The organism is Galbitalea sp. SE-J8 (assembly GCF_030345695.1).
GTDB lineage: Bacteria > Actinomycetota > Actinomycetes > Actinomycetales > Microbacteriaceae > JAUASV01.
The window spans coordinates 141719-156889 of the sequence record NZ_JAUASV010000005.1; the positions used below are offsets into that span (position 1 = coordinate 141719).

The following is a 15171-nucleotide window of genomic DNA, read 5'->3' on the forward strand; positions in this document are numbered from 1 at the left end:
ATTACGGCTCATCGCCCCGGACGCAAGCGATCCCGCGGCTACTGTGATCGCATGGCGCGCATCGGCAGCAACCTCGACGACGTGCGCCGGCGCAACCTGTCGGCCGTGCTCGAGCGCGTGCACCTGAGCGGCGGGCTGAGCCGCGCCGAGCTCACGGCCGCGACCGGCCTCAACCGGTCGACCGTCGCGGCGCTCGTCGCGGACCTCGCCGAGCGGCGGCTCGTCGTGGAGGGCGGGCCCGGCGCGACCCGCCGCGTGGGCCGGCCGTCGCTCACCGTCGCGCCGCACCCGGCGCCCCTCGCGATCGCCGTCAACCCCGAGATCGACGCGATCGGCATCGGCGTCGTCGGACTCGGCGCGCGGGTCGTGCACCGGGTTCGCCGTGCGCTCGGCGCGATCCCGGGCCCGGAGGAGGCGGCCGCGATCATCGCCGCGGAGATCGCGGCACTGCCCGCGTCGGTGACCGGGGGCGCGCGACTGGTCGGAGTCGGGCTCGCGGTGCCGGGACTCGTGCGCGCCTCCGACGGTGTCGTGCGCTGGGCGCCGCACCTGGACTGGACCGACGTGCCGTTCACGGCCCTCGTCGCGCGCGCCACCGGCCTGCGCGCCGTCGCGGCGAACGACGCCGCGTGCGCGGCGCTCGCCGAGCACCTGTTCGGCGCGGGCCGCGGCGCCGACGACATCGTCTACCTCAACGGCGGGGCGAGCGGCATCGGCGGCAGTGTCATCGCCGGCGGGCGTGCGCTCGGCGGATCGGGCGGCTACGCGGGGGAGTTCGGCCACAACCGGCCCGGCGTGCACGACCCGGACGACCGCCGAACCCCGCTCGGCGAGCTCGAGCAGGAGGTCAGTCGTGCGCGGCTCGTCGAGGTGCTCGGTGTCGAGCCCGGCGACGAGCGGGCGCTGACGGATGCCGCGCTCGCGACCGCGGATCCGGTGGCGCTCGGCGAGCTGGGGCGTCAGCGCCGCATCCTGTCCACGGCACTCGCCAACGCCGTCAACGTGCTCGACCCGGAGCTCATCGTGCTCGGCGGGTTCCTGGCCACGCTGCTCGAGACCGATCGCGGCGACCTGCGGGCGCAGATCGCCGCCCAGGCGATCCCGGCGGCGGTCGAGGGGATGCGGATCGAGCCCGCGGCGCTCGGCTCCGACCGGCTGCTGATCGGCGCCGCGCAGCGGGTGTTCGCCGCGCTCATCGCCGATCCGACCGGCGCCGATCCGGGCGGCGCGGTGCTCGGCTAGGCTCGCCGACGGCGACGCGGTCGTCGCCGGGAACGGACGGGGACGACGGTGGCGGACGACGACTATCGCGAGGGCGGGCTCGAGTTCGGCGCCGACTTCCTCATCGGCGCGGCGACCGCGGCCTACCAGATCGAGGGCGCCGTGGCCGAGGACGGCCGGGGCCCGTCGATCTGGGACACCTTCAGTCACGAGCCCGGCCGCACGCGAGACGGGGACACGGGCGATGTCGCGTGCGACCACTACCACCGGCTCGACGCCGACCTCGACCTGATGGCCGGACTCGGGCTCGAGGCGTACCGCTTCTCGATCGCCTGGCCCCGCATCCAGTCGACCGGCAGCGGGCCGGGGAACCGCGCGGGGATCGACTTCTACGGGCGCCTCGTCGACGGGCTGCTCGCCCGCGGCATCCGTCCCATCGCGACGCTGTACCACTGGGACCTGCCGCAGGCGCTCGAGGACGCGGGCGGCTGGACGAACCGCGACACCGCCTACCGGTTCTCCGACTACGCGGCGATCGTGGGCGAGGCGCTCGGCGACCGGGTCGACACGTTCACGACGCTCAACGAGCCCTGGTGCTCGGCCTACCTCGGCTACGGATCGGGTGCGCACGCCCCCGGGCGCACGAGCGGTCGCGACGCGCTCACCGCCGTGCACCACCTAAACCTCGCGCACGGGCTCGGGGTGCAGGCGCTGCGGGCGACGAGCGCGGGCGAACCGCACTACTCCGTGACGCTCAACTTCCACGCGCTGCGGCCCGGCACCGAGGACCCGCGGGACGCGGCCGACGCGATCCGTCGCATCGACGGGCTCGCCAACCGGGTGTTCACGCACCCGATGCTGCGCGGCGAGTACCCGGCCGACGTGCTCGAGGACACCGCGGCCGTGACGGACTGGGCGTTCGTGCGCCCGGGCGACCTCGACGACATCCGCCAGGGCATCGACGTGCTCGGGGTCAACTACTACTCGACCGCGACGGTGCGCGACTGGGACCGGGTGGCGCCGAGGCAGCACGCCGACGGGCACCGGCCGAGCGCCGGCACGGCCTGGCCGGGCAGCGAGGGGGTCGAGTTCCTCGAGCAGCCCGGGCCGCACACGGCGATGGGCTGGAACATCGCCCCCGAGGCGCTCGAGCAGCTGCTCGTGCACCTGCACGAGGAGTTCCCCGACCAGCCGCTCATGATCACGGAGAACGGCGCGGCGTTCGACGACCGGGTGTCGGAGGATGGCGCCGTGCACGACCCGCGGCGGGTGGACTTCCTGCAGCGTCACTTCGTCGCGGCGCACCGGGCGATCGCGCGGGGTGTCGATCTGCGCGGCTACCTGGTCTGGTCGCTGCTCGACAACTTCGAGTGGGCCTACGGCTACACGAAGCGGTTCGGCGTCGTGCGGGTCGACTACGACACGCTCGAGCGCACGGTCAAGGACAGCGGGCGCTGGCTCGCCGAGGTCGCGCGCACGCACCGCCTGCCCGCGGTCTGAGCGGCGGATGCCGGGGCCGGCGTCGCGCGGGCACCGCTCTCGCGTCGCGCGATCGTCGCGCGCGCTCGAATCGATTCGATAGGCTGGCGGTGAGCCGCGGCGCACCCCGCCGAGCCGTCCCCATCCATTCCCGTAGGAACCCGCTGTGACCATCGTCGTCCACCCGGGTGACTCGTTGACGCGCCGCCAGCGCCTCGTGTACGTGATCGTGCTCGGGGCGCTGACCGCGCTCGGCCCGTTCACCATCGACCTCTACCTGCCGTCCTTCCCGAGCGTCGAGGCGGAGTTCCTCACCACCGAGGCGGTCGTGCAGCTGACCCTGTCCGCGACGATCGTGGGCTTCGCGCTCGGCCAGCTCGTGATCGGCCCGTGGAGCGACACGGTCGGCCGTCGCGTGCCGCTGATCGTCGCGACCGCCGTGCACGTGCTCGCGAGCATCGGGGTGGCGGTCGCGCCGAACGTCGAGCTGCTCGGCGCGCTGCGCCTGCTGCAGGGGATCGGCGCGGCCGGCGGCGGGGTCGTCGCGATGGCGACCGTGCGCGACCTGTTCGGCGGCCTCCCGCTCGTGCGGATGCTCGCCCGCCTCGGTGCCGTCAGCGGGCTCGCGCCGATCCTCGCCCCGGTGATCGGCTCGCAGCTGCTGCTGCTGTTCCCCTGGCGCGGCATCTTCTGGTTCCTCGCCGCGTACGGCCTCGTCGTGCTCACCGTGAGCGCGTTCTTCATCGTCGAGACGCTGCCGCGGGAACGACGAGCGGATGCCGGGCACAGCAGCGCGCGCGAGCGCTACCGGGCGCTGTTCTCCGACCGCGTCTTCGTCGGCGCAGCGCTCGTGGCCGGCATGACGTTCAGCGGCCTGTTCGCCTACCTCTCCTCGTCGTCCTTCCTGTTCCAGGACGTCTACGGGCTCGACGCGCAGCAGTACGGCGTGCTGTTCGCCGTCAACTCGCTCGGGGTCGTCACGGGGATCCAGACCAGCTCGCGTCTCGCCCGCATCCTGCCCCCGCAGTGGATCCTGCTCGGCGCGGTGAGCGGCATGTTCCTCAGTGCCGCCACGATCGTGACGCTCGACGCGGCGCACGCCGGGCTGTGGGGCATCCTCGTGCCGCTGTGGTTCTTCATCTGCAGCTGCGGGTTCGCGTTCCCGTGCCAGCAGGTGCTCGCGCTCGCGAACCACGGCGGCGAGGCGGCGACGGCGGCGTCGCTCATGGGCGCCGTGAACTTCGGGCTCGCGGGGCTGCTCTCGCCCGTCGTCGGGTTGTTCGGCATCACGAACGCGATCCCGATGGCGACCATGCAGCTGTGCACCTCGACGGTGTCGCTCCTCGTGATCGCGCTCGTCATCCGGCCGCGATCGGTGCCCGCGCTCAGTCGCTGAGCGCCGCATCCGCTCGCGCCGAGCCGGGCGCGACCGATAGCGTCGGGCCATGAGGATCCTGCTCGTCGGCGCCGGTGGCGTCGGCAACGCCATCGCGAAGATCGCGGCCCGTCGCTCCTTCTTCGAGCTGATGGTGGTGAGCGACTACGACCTCGGCCGGGCGGAGTCGACGGTGGAGTGGGTCGAGGCGCACACGCCGTCCGGGCCCGGCGACGCGGGACTCGAGAACGGTCGCTTCGTTGCGGCCCGCATCGACGCATCCGATCCGGACGACGTGGCCCGGGTCGCGCGCGAGCACGGGGCGACGCACGTGATGAACGCGGTCGAGCCGAGGTTCGTGCAGTCGATCTTCGCGGGCGCGCTCGCGGCGGGGGCCGACTACCTCGACATGGCGATGAGCCTGTCCGAGCCGCATCCGACCGATCCGTACGCGCAGACCGGCGTCAAGCTCGGCGACGACCAGTTCGCCCAGGCGCCCGACTGGGAGAGCGCGGGCCGGCTCGCGCTCGTCGGCATGGGCGTCGAGCCCGGGCTCTCCGACGTGTTCGCGCGCTACGCGGCCGACGAGCTGTTCAGTGCGATCGACGAGCTCGGCACGCGCGACGGTGCGAACCTCGTGGTGCGCGACGACGCGGGGAACGAGATCTTCGCTCCGTCGTTCAGCATCTGGACGACGATCGAGGAGTGCCTCAACCCGCCGGTGGTGTGGGAGAAGGACCGCGGCTGGTTCACGACGCCGCCGTTCTCGGAGCCCGAGACGTTCGTGTTCCCCGAGGGCATCGGCGCCGTCGAGTGCGTCAACGTCGAGCACGAGGAGGTGCTCCTCATGCCGCGCTTCGTCGACGCCGAGCGCGTCACGTTCAAGTACGGGCTCGGCGACGAGTTCATCGGCGTGCTCAAGACGCTCAACCTGCTCGGCCTCGACAAGACCGCGCCGCTGCGGGTGCGCAGCGCGAACGGACCGGTCGAGGTCGCGCCGCGCGATGTCGTGGCGGCAGCGCTGCCCGATCCGGCGACGATCGGACCCCGGATGACGGGCAAGACCTGCGCGGGACTGTGGGTGACCGGCACGGGCGTCGACGGTGCCCCGCGGGAGGTGTACCTCTACCACGTGAGCGACAACGAGTGGACGATGCGCGAGTACGAGAGCCAGTGCGTCGTCTGGCAGACCGCGCTGAACCCGGTCATCGCGCTCGAGCTGCTCGCGACCGGCGTCTGGGCGGGCACCGGGGTGGTCGGGCCGGAGGCGTTCGACGCGCGGCCGTTCCTCGAGCTCATGGCGCGTCCGATCGACGAGGGCGGCTACGGCCAGCCGTGGGGACTCGAGGACCGTCTGGCGTCGTGATCGACGCGCGGCGCGAGGCGGATGCGGCGGCGCACGCCGCCGGGGTCGGCGTCCGTCCGGGTGTGATCGACGCGCGGCGCGAGGCGGATGCGGCGGCGCACGCCGCCGGGGTCGGCGTCCGTCCGGTGGATGGCGTGGTGCTCGTGCCGTTCCTCGAGTCGATCTGGGGAGCGGGCCGCGCCGGCGACCCCGCGCTGCTGCGGGTGATCGCGCACGCGGGCAACTCGGTGCTCGCGGCGTACCGCGACGAGCGCATCGTCGGGGCGGCGCTCGGTGTGCTCGGCTGGACCGATGGCCTGCACCTGCACTCGCACATGGTCGCGGTCGATCCCGGCCTGCGGGCGGGCGGCGTCGGCTTCGCGATCAAGCTCGCGCAGCGCGCCGAGTGCCTCGACCACGGGGTCGCGGAGATGCGCTGGACGTTCGACCCGCTCATCCGGCGCAACGCCCACCTCAACCTCGTGAAGCTCGGCGCGCGGGTGCTCGCGTATCGGCCGCACTTCTACGGCGAGCTCGCCGACGCGATCAACGGCGACGACGCCACCGACCGGTTCGAGGTGGGCTGGCGCCTCGACGCCCCGCTCGGCGCGGCACCGGCCGGGGGGCCGGCGGAGGTGGTGCTCCCGCCCGACTACGAGGCGCTGCGGCGCGAGGACGCGGCCGCGGCCCGTGTGCTGCGGGCGACGAGCGGCGCGGCGTTCGCGAGCGCGGCGGCGGCGGGCCGCGGCATCCGGTTCACGGGAGACGGCTACCGCTTCGGGTGACCGGCGGCCGCCCGCGCTGACCCGCCTAGGCTGGCGGGATGAGGGTCGAGGCCGTCGAGCTGCACCGCATCTCCATGCCGCTCGTGCGGCCGTTCGCGACGAGCTTCGGCTCGCAGACGGCGCGCGACATCCTGCTCCTGCGGGTGCGCACCGACGTCGGCGACGGCTGGGGCGAGTGCGTCGCGATGGCCGACCCGGTCTATTCGAGCGAGTACGTCGAGGGTTGTGCGGCGGTGTTGCGCGACTACCTCGTGCCCGCGCTGCTGCGCGCGTCGTCCGCGGGAACGGATGCCACGGCCGACTCGTTCGCCGGTGTCGCGCGGTTCGTCGTCGGCCACCGGATGGCGAAGGCGGCGCTCGAGACGGCACTGCTGGATGCCGAGACGCGTGCCGCGGGACAGTCGTTCGCGAGCCGGCTCGGTGCCACGCGCGAGGCCGTCGACTGCGGCGTGAGCGTGGGCATCGCCCCCGACCTGGACGGGCTGCTCGCCGAGGTGAGCGGCTACGTCGAGGCCGGCTACCGGCGCATCAAGCTCAAGATCAAACCCGGCTGGGACCTCGAGCCGGTCGCCCGGGTGCGCGAGCTCATCGGCGAGCTGCCGCTGCAGGTCGACGCGAACACGGCGTACAGCCGTGACGACATCGACCATCTGCGCGCGCTCGACGCGTTCGACCTGCTGCTCATCGAGCAGCCGTTCGTCGAGGAGGACATCGCGTCGCACGTGGCGTTGTCACGGGCGATCGCGACGCCGGTGTGCCTCGACGAGTCGATCACGGATGCCGTGGTCGCCGCCGACGCGATCGACCGGGGCGCGACATCCGTCGTCAACATCAAGGCGGGACGTGTCGGCGGCTACCTGGAGGCGGTGCGGGTGCACGACGTGGCGCGTTCCCGGGGTGTGCCGGTGTGGTGCGGCGGCATGCTCGAGACCGGACTCGGCCGAGCGGCCAACGTCGCTCTCGCGGCGCTGCCCGGCTTCACGCTGCCGGGCGACACGAGCGCCTCGGACCGCTACTTCGCCGAGGACCTCACCGAGCCGTTCGTGCTCGTCGACGGACGCCTGCCGGTGCCGACCGGTGCGGGCAGCGGCGTCACGGTGCGCGACGACCTCGTGGCGGCCTGGGCGACCCGGCCGCCCGAGACGCTGGGCGCCTGACCGTCACGCCTTCCAGATCGTCTTCAGGTTGCAGAACTCGCGGATGCCGGCGGCGGCCAGCTCGCGGCCGTAGCCCGAGTTCTTGATGCCGCCGAACGGCAGCTCCGGGAACGAGACGGTCATGCCGTTGATGAAGACGGCGCCCGCCTCGAGGGCGGTCGCGAACCAGTCGGCCTCGGCGTCATCCGTCGTCCACACGCTGCTCGACAGGCCGAACGCGGTCTGGTTGGCGAGCGCGACGGCCTCCTCGCGGGTCGAGGCGCGGTAGAGCGACGCGACCGGGCCGAACGCCTCCTCCATGACGAGCCGGATCTCGCCGTGCAGGTCGGCGACGACGGTCGGCGGGTAGAAGAAGCCGGGTCCGTCGGGCACGGTGCCGCCGGTGAGGATCGTGGCGCCGTGGGCGCGGGCGTCGTCGACGAGTCCGGCGAGGTCGTCGCGTCCCTGGGCGGTCGCGATCGGGCCGATCTGGGTCGCCTCGTCGAACGGGTCGCCGACCACGAGGGCTGCCATGCGCTCGGTGAAGCGTGCGGCGAACTCGTCGTAGACGTCCGCGTGCACGATGAACCGCTTCGCGCACACGCAGGACTGGCCGTTGTTGATGGTGCGGGCGGCGACCGCCGTGTCGATGGCGCGGTCCAGGTCGGCGGAGGGCATCACGATGAACGGGTCCGACCCGCCGAGCTCGAGCACCGTGTGCTTGAGGTTGCGGCCGGCACGCTCGGCGACCTGGCGGCCGGCGGGCTCCGAGCCGGTGAGAGTGACCGCCGTGACGCGCGCATCGTCGATGACGGAGGCCACCTCGGCCGAGCCGATCAGCAGCGTCTGGAACGACCCGGCCGGGAAGCCGCCGCGCTCGAACAGCGTGTCGAGGTAGAGCGCAGCCTGCGGCACGTTCGACGAGTGCTTGAGCAGGCCGGTGTTGCCGGCCATGAGGGCGGGTGCGGCGAAGCGCACCACCTGCCAGAGCGGGAAGTTCCACGGCATCACGGCGAGCACGACGCCGATCGGCTCGTACCGGAAGCCCGCGGAGCTCGCCGTGACGACGGATGCGTCGGCGAGCTGCTCCCCGGCGAGGAAGCCCTCGGCGTGGTCGGCGTAGAACCGCATGCACGCGGCGCACTTGAGGGTCTCGGCGCGTGACTGGCCGATGGGCTTGCCCATCTCGCGGGTCAGGATCGCGGCCACCTCCTCGACGTCGGCCTCGAGCAGGTCGGCGGTCGCGCGCATCCAGGTGGCTCGCTCGTCGAAGCCGGTCTCGCGCAGGGCGCGGTGGGCGGCATCCGCGAGGGCGATGCGCCGGTCCACCTCGGCCGGGTCGTGCGCCTCGAAGGTCTTCTCGGTCTCGCCGGTGGTGGGGTTGATGGTCGCGATCGCCATGCCTCTCACGGTACTCGCGGGCCGCGGGCAACAACGTGAGAAATCGGCGGAGAATGGGGGATTCGAACCCCCGAGGGCTTGCACCCAACACGCTTTCCAAGCGTGCGCCATAGGCCACTAGGCGAATTCTCCTGAGGACCGTCCGCGCACCCGCCAGAGCCCGGTTACCCTTGCTGCGTCTCCGCCCTGGGGGAGTTGGCCTGGATGGCGCCACGCGGACGGCCGTCGTCCATCGTAGCCGAGACCGAACGCGGGTCCGACCGACGGGGCGGGCGGGAGCCTAGGCCGCGAGGCGCGGCCGGCCGCCACGGCGGGGGCGGCGAGTGGGGTCGACCCAGGGCGGCGGCACGAACCAGGGCACGCCGTCGCGCCATTCGAGGTTCCAGCCCTCTTCGTCGAAGACGCGATGGTGCAGCCAGCACAAGAGCACACCGTTCGCGATGTCGGTCGGACCGTGCTGACCGTCCGGACCGGGCGCCCAGGGCGTCCAGTGCGCCGCCTCCGTCTGGGAGGGCGGGGCGGTGCAGCCGGGGAACACGCATCCGCCGTCCCGGGCGGCCATCGCCCGGCGCTGCGCGCGGGAGAAGAACCGCCGGCTCTCGCCGGCGTCGAGCACTTCGCCCTCGCCGCCGAGCACGACGGGGATGATCTCGGCGCCGGCGGCGAGCCGCCGCACGGTCGTCGCGCACACCGGCTCGTCGACGCCGCCGATCACGCCCGTGCCGACACCCGTCGCGAGCACCTCGAGCGGCACGGTGACGAGCATCGACACCGACATGCCCGCGAGCTCCCCGTCGTCACGGCCCAGGGACTCGCGGCACAGGTCGACGAGCGCATCGAGGCGCCGCTGCGCGAGCGTGCGGCGATCGTCGGGCGCCGGCTCGTCGAGGTCGGTGCCGTGAGTGTCATCGGTGCCAGCACCGTCGGCGCCGGGCTCGGCGGCCGCCGCGTCGACGGGGCGGAAGCGCACGCCGCGACGGAACGCGGTGCGGGCGTCGAGCGCGGCCAGGAGGAACCCGGCGGACTCGGGGTCGGCGTCGATCACCATCCGCGTCATGCCGTCGACGGGGACGCCGATGGCGAGGCCCCGCCTCGCGCGCAGTCGCCGCTCGCGCTCCTCGGCGTCGAGGGGCGCGTAGTCGGCGATCACGCGACGGCACAGGGCCGCCGCATCGCGCGGCGTGAGGGTCGCGGCGACGTCGACGAGCTGCTGCTCGACCGCGACGGCGGTCTCGGGATCGGTGCTGCACTCGTCGATGGCCGTCGCGATCGCGCGCGCCGTCGCCGCATCGACCCGCCCGGCGAGGAGCCCCGCCGCCACGGCCGGATGCGCGGGAGGCAGCGGCTCGCCCGTGAGCGAGGTGCGCGCGGCGGTCGCGCGCGCCGCAGCGACCCACGCGGATGCGGCGCCGGATGCGACCCGCGCACGCTGCACGACGAGGTCGGCCGGCCCGCGAGCGCCGTGCGCACGGGCCAGGTCGCCGGAGTCGGCGGCATCCGCTCTGTCGCTGCGCCGCACGACCTGCGCGCTCAGCGCGACCGCCGCCGAATCCACGAGCCGCACCAGGTCACCGAGCCTGTCGATCGCCGACAGCAGCTCGGCATCCGTGAGGGCGTCGCCGCGCTCCGCCGCATCCGCGACGGCGCGCGCGACCCGCTCGAGTCGCTGGGCGCCGGTGAACGTGCTCATGGTGGTGAACCTCATGCTTGTGGCGCAAGCAAGTCCATTGTAGCACACGGATTCGATGCTGCAAGACGCAATGCACATCGAGTATCGAACGGGTATACGAGAGACCGACCACGGGGCCGAAAGTCCCTGGGGGCCGTTCACCCGGCATCCCTAGGCTGGTCGCGTGGCGCGCAGCATCTACATCTCGTCCGCGGAGGGACACTCGGGCAAGTCGTCGATCGCGCTCGGCGTGCTCGACCTGCTGAGCCACGAGGTCGGCCGCGTGGGCGTGTTCCGTCCGATCGCGCGCAGCACCGACGAGCGCGACTACGTGCTCGACCTGCTGCTCCAGCACGACGGCGTCGACCTCTCCTACGACGAGTGCGTCGGCACCGATTACGAGCAGGTGCACGACGACCCGGATGCGGCGCTCGGCCGCGTCGTCGAGCGCTTCCACGCGGTCGAGCGGCAGTGCGACGCCGTCGTGATCGTCGGCAGCGACTACACGGATGTCGGTTCCCCGACCGAGCTGGGATTCAACGCCCGCATCGCGGCGAACCTCGGCGCCCCCGTGCTGCTCGTGCTCACGGGCCGCAGCGTCGACGAGTCCCGGGCGCGCACGGCCGACGAGATGCGCCAGATCGCCGATCTCACGGTTCCCGAGCTCGCGCAGGCGCACGCGGGTCTGCTCGGGATCGTCGTGAACCGGGCCGATGCGGACGACCTCGACGGCATCCGCGACGCGATCGCGTCGGAGCACGCGGGCGTGCCGGTGTGGACCGTGCCGGAGGACCGCTTCCTCGTGGCGCCGACCGTGCGCACCGTGATGCAGGCGATCGACGGCCGCCTCGTCTCGGGCGACGAGACCCTGCTCGACCGGGAGGCGCTGGACTTCGTCGTCGCCGCGATGAGCATGGAGAACGTGCTGCCGCGCCTGACCGAGGGCGGCGTCGTGATCGTGCCGAGCGATCGCACCGAGATCGTGCTCGCGGTGCTCATGGCGCACGCGTCCGACACGTTCCCGTCGCTCGCCGCGCTCGTGCTCAACGGCGGCTTCACGATCTCGCAGCCGCTGACCACGCTCATCCGCGGACTGCGCTCCGCGCTGCCGATTGTCGCGACCGACGGCGGCACCTGGGAGACCGCGAAGCAGCTGGGCGGCGTGCGCGGCCGCCTCGCGGCCGACTCGCAGCGCAAGTACGACACGGCGCTCGCGCTGTTCGAGCAGCACGTCGACACCGCGGCGCTGCTCGACGCGCTCAGCGTGACGCGCAGCGACGTCGTGACACCGCTGATGTTCGAGTTCGACCTGCTCGGCCGGGCGCGCGCCGACCGGCGCCGCATCGTGCTGCCCGAGGGCGACGACGACCGCGTGCTGCGCGCCGCGGCGACCGTGCTCAGCCGCGGCATCGCCGACCTGACGATCCTCGGCGACGAGACCGAGGTGCGCGGCCGCGCCGCCGGACTCGGCGTCGACATCGAGGCCGCGCAGATCCTGTCCCCGCGCGACGAGGCGCTGCGCGACCGGTTCGCGACGGAGTACGCCGAGCTCCGCGCGCACCGCGGGATGACGTACGAGCTCGCGCGCGACGTCGTCACCGACGTCAGCTACTTCGGCACCATGATGGTGCACGACGGACTGGCCGACGGCATGGTGTCCGGGGCCGTGCACACGACGGCGCACACCATCCGTCCCTCGTTCGAGATCATCCGGACGCGGCCCGACGTGAGCGTCGTCTCGAGCGTGTTCTTCATGGCGCTCGCCGACCGGGTGCTCGTCTACGGCGACTGCGCGGTCGTGCCCGACCCGACCGCCGAGCAGCTCGCCGACATCGCGATCTCCTCCGCCACGACCGCGAGCGCGTTCGGGGTCGAGCCGCGCGTCGCGATGCTGTCGTACTCGACCGGCGAGTCCGGATCGGGCGCGGACGTCGAGAAGGTGCGCACCGCGACCGCGCTCGTCGTCCAACGCCGGCCCGACCTGCTCGTGGCCGGCCCCATCCAGTACGACGCCGCCTCGGATGCCGCGGTCGGGCGGTCGAAGATGCCCGGCAACGAGGTGGCCGGGCGAGCGACCGTGTTCGTGTTCCCCGACCTCAACACGGGCAACAACACCTACAAGGCGGTGCAGCGCTCGGCGGGCGCCGTCGCGATCGGGCCGGTGCTGCAGGGCCTCAACAAGCCCGTCAACGACCTCTCGCGCGGTGCACTCGTGCGCGACATCGTCAACACGATCGCGATCACCGCGATCCAGGCCCAATCGGAGCGCGCATGAACATCTTCGTCCTCAACTCGGGCAGCTCGTCGATCAAGTACCAGCTCATCGACCTCGACACCGAGGAGGTGCTCGCGCGCGGGCTCGTCGAGCGCATCGGCGAACCGGGCCAGGTGCCGGATCACCAGGCCGGGATCGCCGCCGTGCTGACGAGCCTCGGCGACGCGAGGATCGACGCGATCGGCCACCGCGTCGTGCACGGCGGCGACCGCTTCGACCGCGCCGTCATCGTCACCGACGAGGTGGAGGCCGCGATCGAGGAGCTCTCGGTGCTCGCGCCGTTGCACAACCCCGCGAACCTCACCGGCATCCGTGCCGCACGGGCGGCCATGCCGGGCGTGCCGAACGTGGTCGTGTTCGACACCGCGTTCCACCAGACGCTCGATGCCGCGGCGTACACCTACGCGATCCCCGCGGACCTGGCCCGCGAGTACGGCATCCGCCGTTACGGCTTCCACGGCACGAGCCACAAGTACGTGTCCGAGCGTGCGGCCGCGTTCCTCGGCCGGCCGCTCGAGCAGCTCAAGATCATCGTGCTGCACATCGGCAACGGCGCGTCCGCGACAGCGATCGACGGCGGACGCTCCATCGACACCTCGATGGGGATGACCCCGCTCGAGGGCCTCGTGATGGGCACCCGGTCGGGCGACCTCGACCCGGCCGTCGTGCTCGAACTGCAGCGCCGCGCGGGGCTGAGCGTCGACGAGGTCGACGACGTGCTGAACAAGAGGAGCGGACTGCTCGGGCTCAGCGGCTACAGCGACGAGCGCGACGTGCAGAAGGCCGCGGTCGAGGGCGACGAGGCGGCGGAGGTGGCGCTCTCGCTCTACCGCCACCGCATCCGTCACTATGTCGGCGCCTACGCGGCCCAGCTGCGCGGCCTCGACGCGATCGTCTTCACGGGCGGGGTGGGCGAGAACAACACGCTCGTGCGGCGGCGCGTGCTGCGCGGCCTCGAGTTCATGGGCGTGCACGTGGACCCCGACCGCAACGAGGTCGCCTCGAAGTCCGAGCGCCGCATCTCGCCCGACAACTGGCCGGTCTCCGTGCTCGTGATCCCGACCAACGAGGAACTGGAGATCGCGCGCCAGACCGCCGCGCTCATCTGACCGCCGCTCCTCCCCAGGCCGGGTCGCGGCCACGGATCCCGCCACCGGGGAGCGGATGCCACGGCGGGGTGTCCGACCCCGCGGCTATCCTCGACAGGTGGTCACCGCCCTCTACCGCCGCTACCGGCCGGAGACGTTCGCCGAGCTCATCGGCCAGTCGCAGGTGACCGATCCGCTGCGCACCGCCCTGCGCACCGACCGCGTCAACCACGCCTACCTGTTCTCGGGTCCGCGCGGCTGCGGCAAGACGACGAGCGCGCGCATCCTGGCGCGCTGCCTGAACTGCGTCGAGGGGCCCACCGACACCCCGTGCGGCGTGTGCCCGTCGTGCGTCGAGCTGTCACGCGACGGCGGCGGCTCGCTCGACGTCATCGAGATCGACGCCGCATCGCACAACGGCGTCGACGACGCGCGCGACCTGCGCGAGCGGGCGATCTTCGCCCCCGCCCGCGACCGCTTCAAGATCTTCATCCTCGACGAGGCGCACATGGTGACCCCGCAGGGCTTCAACGCGCTGCTCAAGGTCGTCGAGGAGCCGCCCGAGCACGTCAAGTTCATCTTCGCGACGACCGAGCCCGAGAAGGTCATCGGCACCATCCGCTCGCGCACCCACCACTACCCGTTCCGGCTCGTGCCGCCCGCGCAGATGCTCGAGTACACCCAGCAGCTCTGCGACAGCGAGGGCGTCGCGGTCGAGCCCGGCGTGCTGCCGCTCGTCGTGCGCGCCGGCGGCGGATCGGTGCGCGACACCCTGTCGCTGCTCGACCAGCTCATCGCGGGCTCCGACCCTTCCACGGGCTCAGGACGGGCGCCGACGGTCACCGTCGAATACGAGCGGGCGGTGGCGCTGCTCGGCTACACGCACGGCGCCCTGCTCTCCGAGGTCGTCGACGCGCTCGGCTCGCACGACGCCGCGGGAGTGTTCGCCGCGGTCGACCGGGTCGTGCAGACCGGTCAGGATCCGCGGCGCTTCGTCGAGGACCTCCTCGAACGCCTGCGCGACCTCGTCGTCGTCGCGGCCACGCACGACCGCGCCGGCAGCGTGCTCCGCGGCATCCCCGAGGAGGAGCTGCAGCGGATGTCGCAGCAGGCCGCGCTGTTCGGCCAGGCCGAGCTGTCCCGCATCGCCGACATCGTGAACGCCGCACTCACCGAGATGACCGGCGCGACGTCGCCCCGCCTGCACCTCGAGCTCATGATGGCGCGCGCCCTCGTGCCCGCCGCCGACGACGCGGAGCGCGGCGCGCTCGCCCGCGTCGAGCGGCTCGAGCGGCGCATCGGCGTCGAGGGGGCGGCGGGGGCCGGCGCGGCCGGCGCGGGCCCCGCTGCCCCCGCTGCGGCAGACGCCGGCTCGCGGACCGAGCCGGCCGGCGCCC

General features: G+C 73.0%; 11 protein-coding genes, 1 tRNA gene and 1 other RNA gene. 9 read left to right on the forward strand and 4 right to left on the reverse strand.

The features are described from left to right. Positions 1-51 precede the first annotated feature (51 nt). From QT381_RS05745 to menC, 6 genes are all read left to right on the forward strand, one after another. On the forward strand, positions 52-1242 hold the full coding sequence (locus QT381_RS05745) for an ROK family transcriptional regulator (protein ID WP_289247828.1): 1191 nt from the start codon (positions 52-54) through the stop codon (positions 1240-1242). A 48-nt stretch (positions 1243-1290) separates the two neighbouring features. After that, a complete protein-coding gene (locus QT381_RS05750) occupies positions 1291-2721 on the forward strand; it encodes a GH1 family beta-glucosidase (RefSeq protein ID WP_289247829.1) in 1431 nt (476 codons plus the stop codon). A 145-nt stretch (positions 2722-2866) separates the two neighbouring features. Further along, complete coding sequence (locus tag QT381_RS05755; protein ID WP_289247830.1) at positions 2867-4096, forward strand: multidrug effflux MFS transporter; 1230 nt, start codon at positions 2867-2869, stop codon at positions 4094-4096. Between the two features lie 49 nt (positions 4097-4145). After that, positions 4146-5441, forward strand: a complete 1296-nt coding sequence (locus QT381_RS05760) for a saccharopine dehydrogenase family protein (RefSeq protein WP_289247831.1) — start codon at positions 4146-4148, stop codon at positions 5439-5441. Further along, complete coding sequence (locus tag QT381_RS05765) at positions 5438-6205, forward strand: GNAT family N-acetyltransferase (protein WP_289247832.1); 768 nt, start codon at positions 5438-5440, stop codon at positions 6203-6205. Before QT381_RS05760 ends, QT381_RS05765 begins: the two co-directional genes overlap by 4 nt. A 38-nt stretch (positions 6206-6243) precedes the next feature. Beyond that, positions 6244-7362, forward strand: a complete 1119-nt coding sequence (menC, locus tag QT381_RS05770; RefSeq protein WP_289247833.1) for an o-succinylbenzoate synthase — start codon at positions 6244-6246, stop codon at positions 7360-7362. 3 nt (positions 7363-7365) lie between these two features. Here the strand turns inward: menC and QT381_RS05775 are convergent, their stop codons facing one another. From QT381_RS05775 to QT381_RS05790, 4 genes are all read right to left on the reverse strand, one after another. Beyond that, positions 7366-8742, reverse strand: coding sequence for an NADP-dependent succinic semialdehyde dehydrogenase (locus QT381_RS05775; RefSeq protein ID WP_289247834.1), 1377 nt, complete (start codon positions 8740-8742; stop codon positions 7366-7368). 47 nt (positions 8743-8789) lie between these two features. Continuing rightward, positions 8790-8874 (reverse strand) — tRNA-Ser (locus QT381_RS05780). Next, positions 8873-8969: signal recognition particle sRNA small type (gene ffs / locus QT381_RS05785), an RNA gene on the reverse strand. The genes QT381_RS05780 and ffs overlap by 2 nt, the downstream gene beginning before the upstream one ends. A gap of 53 nt (positions 8970-9022) precedes the next feature. Then, positions 9023-10432, reverse strand: a complete 1410-nt coding sequence (locus tag QT381_RS05790) for a DUF222 domain-containing protein (protein WP_289247835.1) — start codon at positions 10430-10432, stop codon at positions 9023-9025. Between the two features lie 163 nt (positions 10433-10595). Between QT381_RS05790 and pta the strand changes: the two genes are divergently transcribed. The 3 genes from pta to QT381_RS05805 all read left to right on the forward strand — a co-directional run. Continuing rightward, positions 10596-12686: a phosphate acetyltransferase gene (gene pta, locus QT381_RS05795; RefSeq protein WP_289247836.1), complete on the forward strand. Its 2091-nt coding sequence runs from the start codon at positions 10596-10598 to the stop codon at positions 12684-12686. After that, positions 12683-13795 carry an acetate/propionate family kinase gene (locus QT381_RS05800; protein WP_289247837.1) on the forward strand — a complete coding sequence of 371 codons (1113 nt, stop codon included), beginning with the start codon at positions 12683-12685 and terminating at the stop codon, positions 13793-13795. Before pta ends, QT381_RS05800 begins: the two co-directional genes overlap by 4 nt. 97 nt (positions 13796-13892) lie before the next feature. Then, positions 13893-15171 (forward strand): DNA polymerase III subunit gamma and tau (locus QT381_RS05805; RefSeq protein WP_289247838.1); only part of this gene is annotated, 1279 nt, incomplete at its 3' end.

Coding starts and splice junctions, on each gene's coding strand:
- QT381_RS05775 (WP_289247834.1), bottom strand. CDS start 8,742: ATGGCGATCGCGACCATCAACCCCACCACCGGCGAGACCGAGAAGACC.
- menC (WP_289247833.1), top strand. CDS start 6,244: ATGAGGGTCGAGGCCGTCGAGCTGCACCGCATCTCCATGCCGCTCGTG.
- QT381_RS05790 (WP_289247835.1), bottom strand. CDS start 10,432: ATGAGCACGTTCACCGGCGCCCAGCGACTCGAGCGGGTCGCGCGCGCC.
- QT381_RS05745 (WP_289247828.1), top strand. CDS start 52: ATGGCGCGCATCGGCAGCAACCTCGACGACGTGCGCCGGCGCAACCTG.
- QT381_RS05800 (WP_289247837.1), top strand. CDS start 12,683: ATGAACATCTTCGTCCTCAACTCGGGCAGCTCGTCGATCAAGTACCAG.
- QT381_RS05760 (WP_289247831.1), top strand. CDS start 4,146: ATGAGGATCCTGCTCGTCGGCGCCGGTGGCGTCGGCAACGCCATCGCG.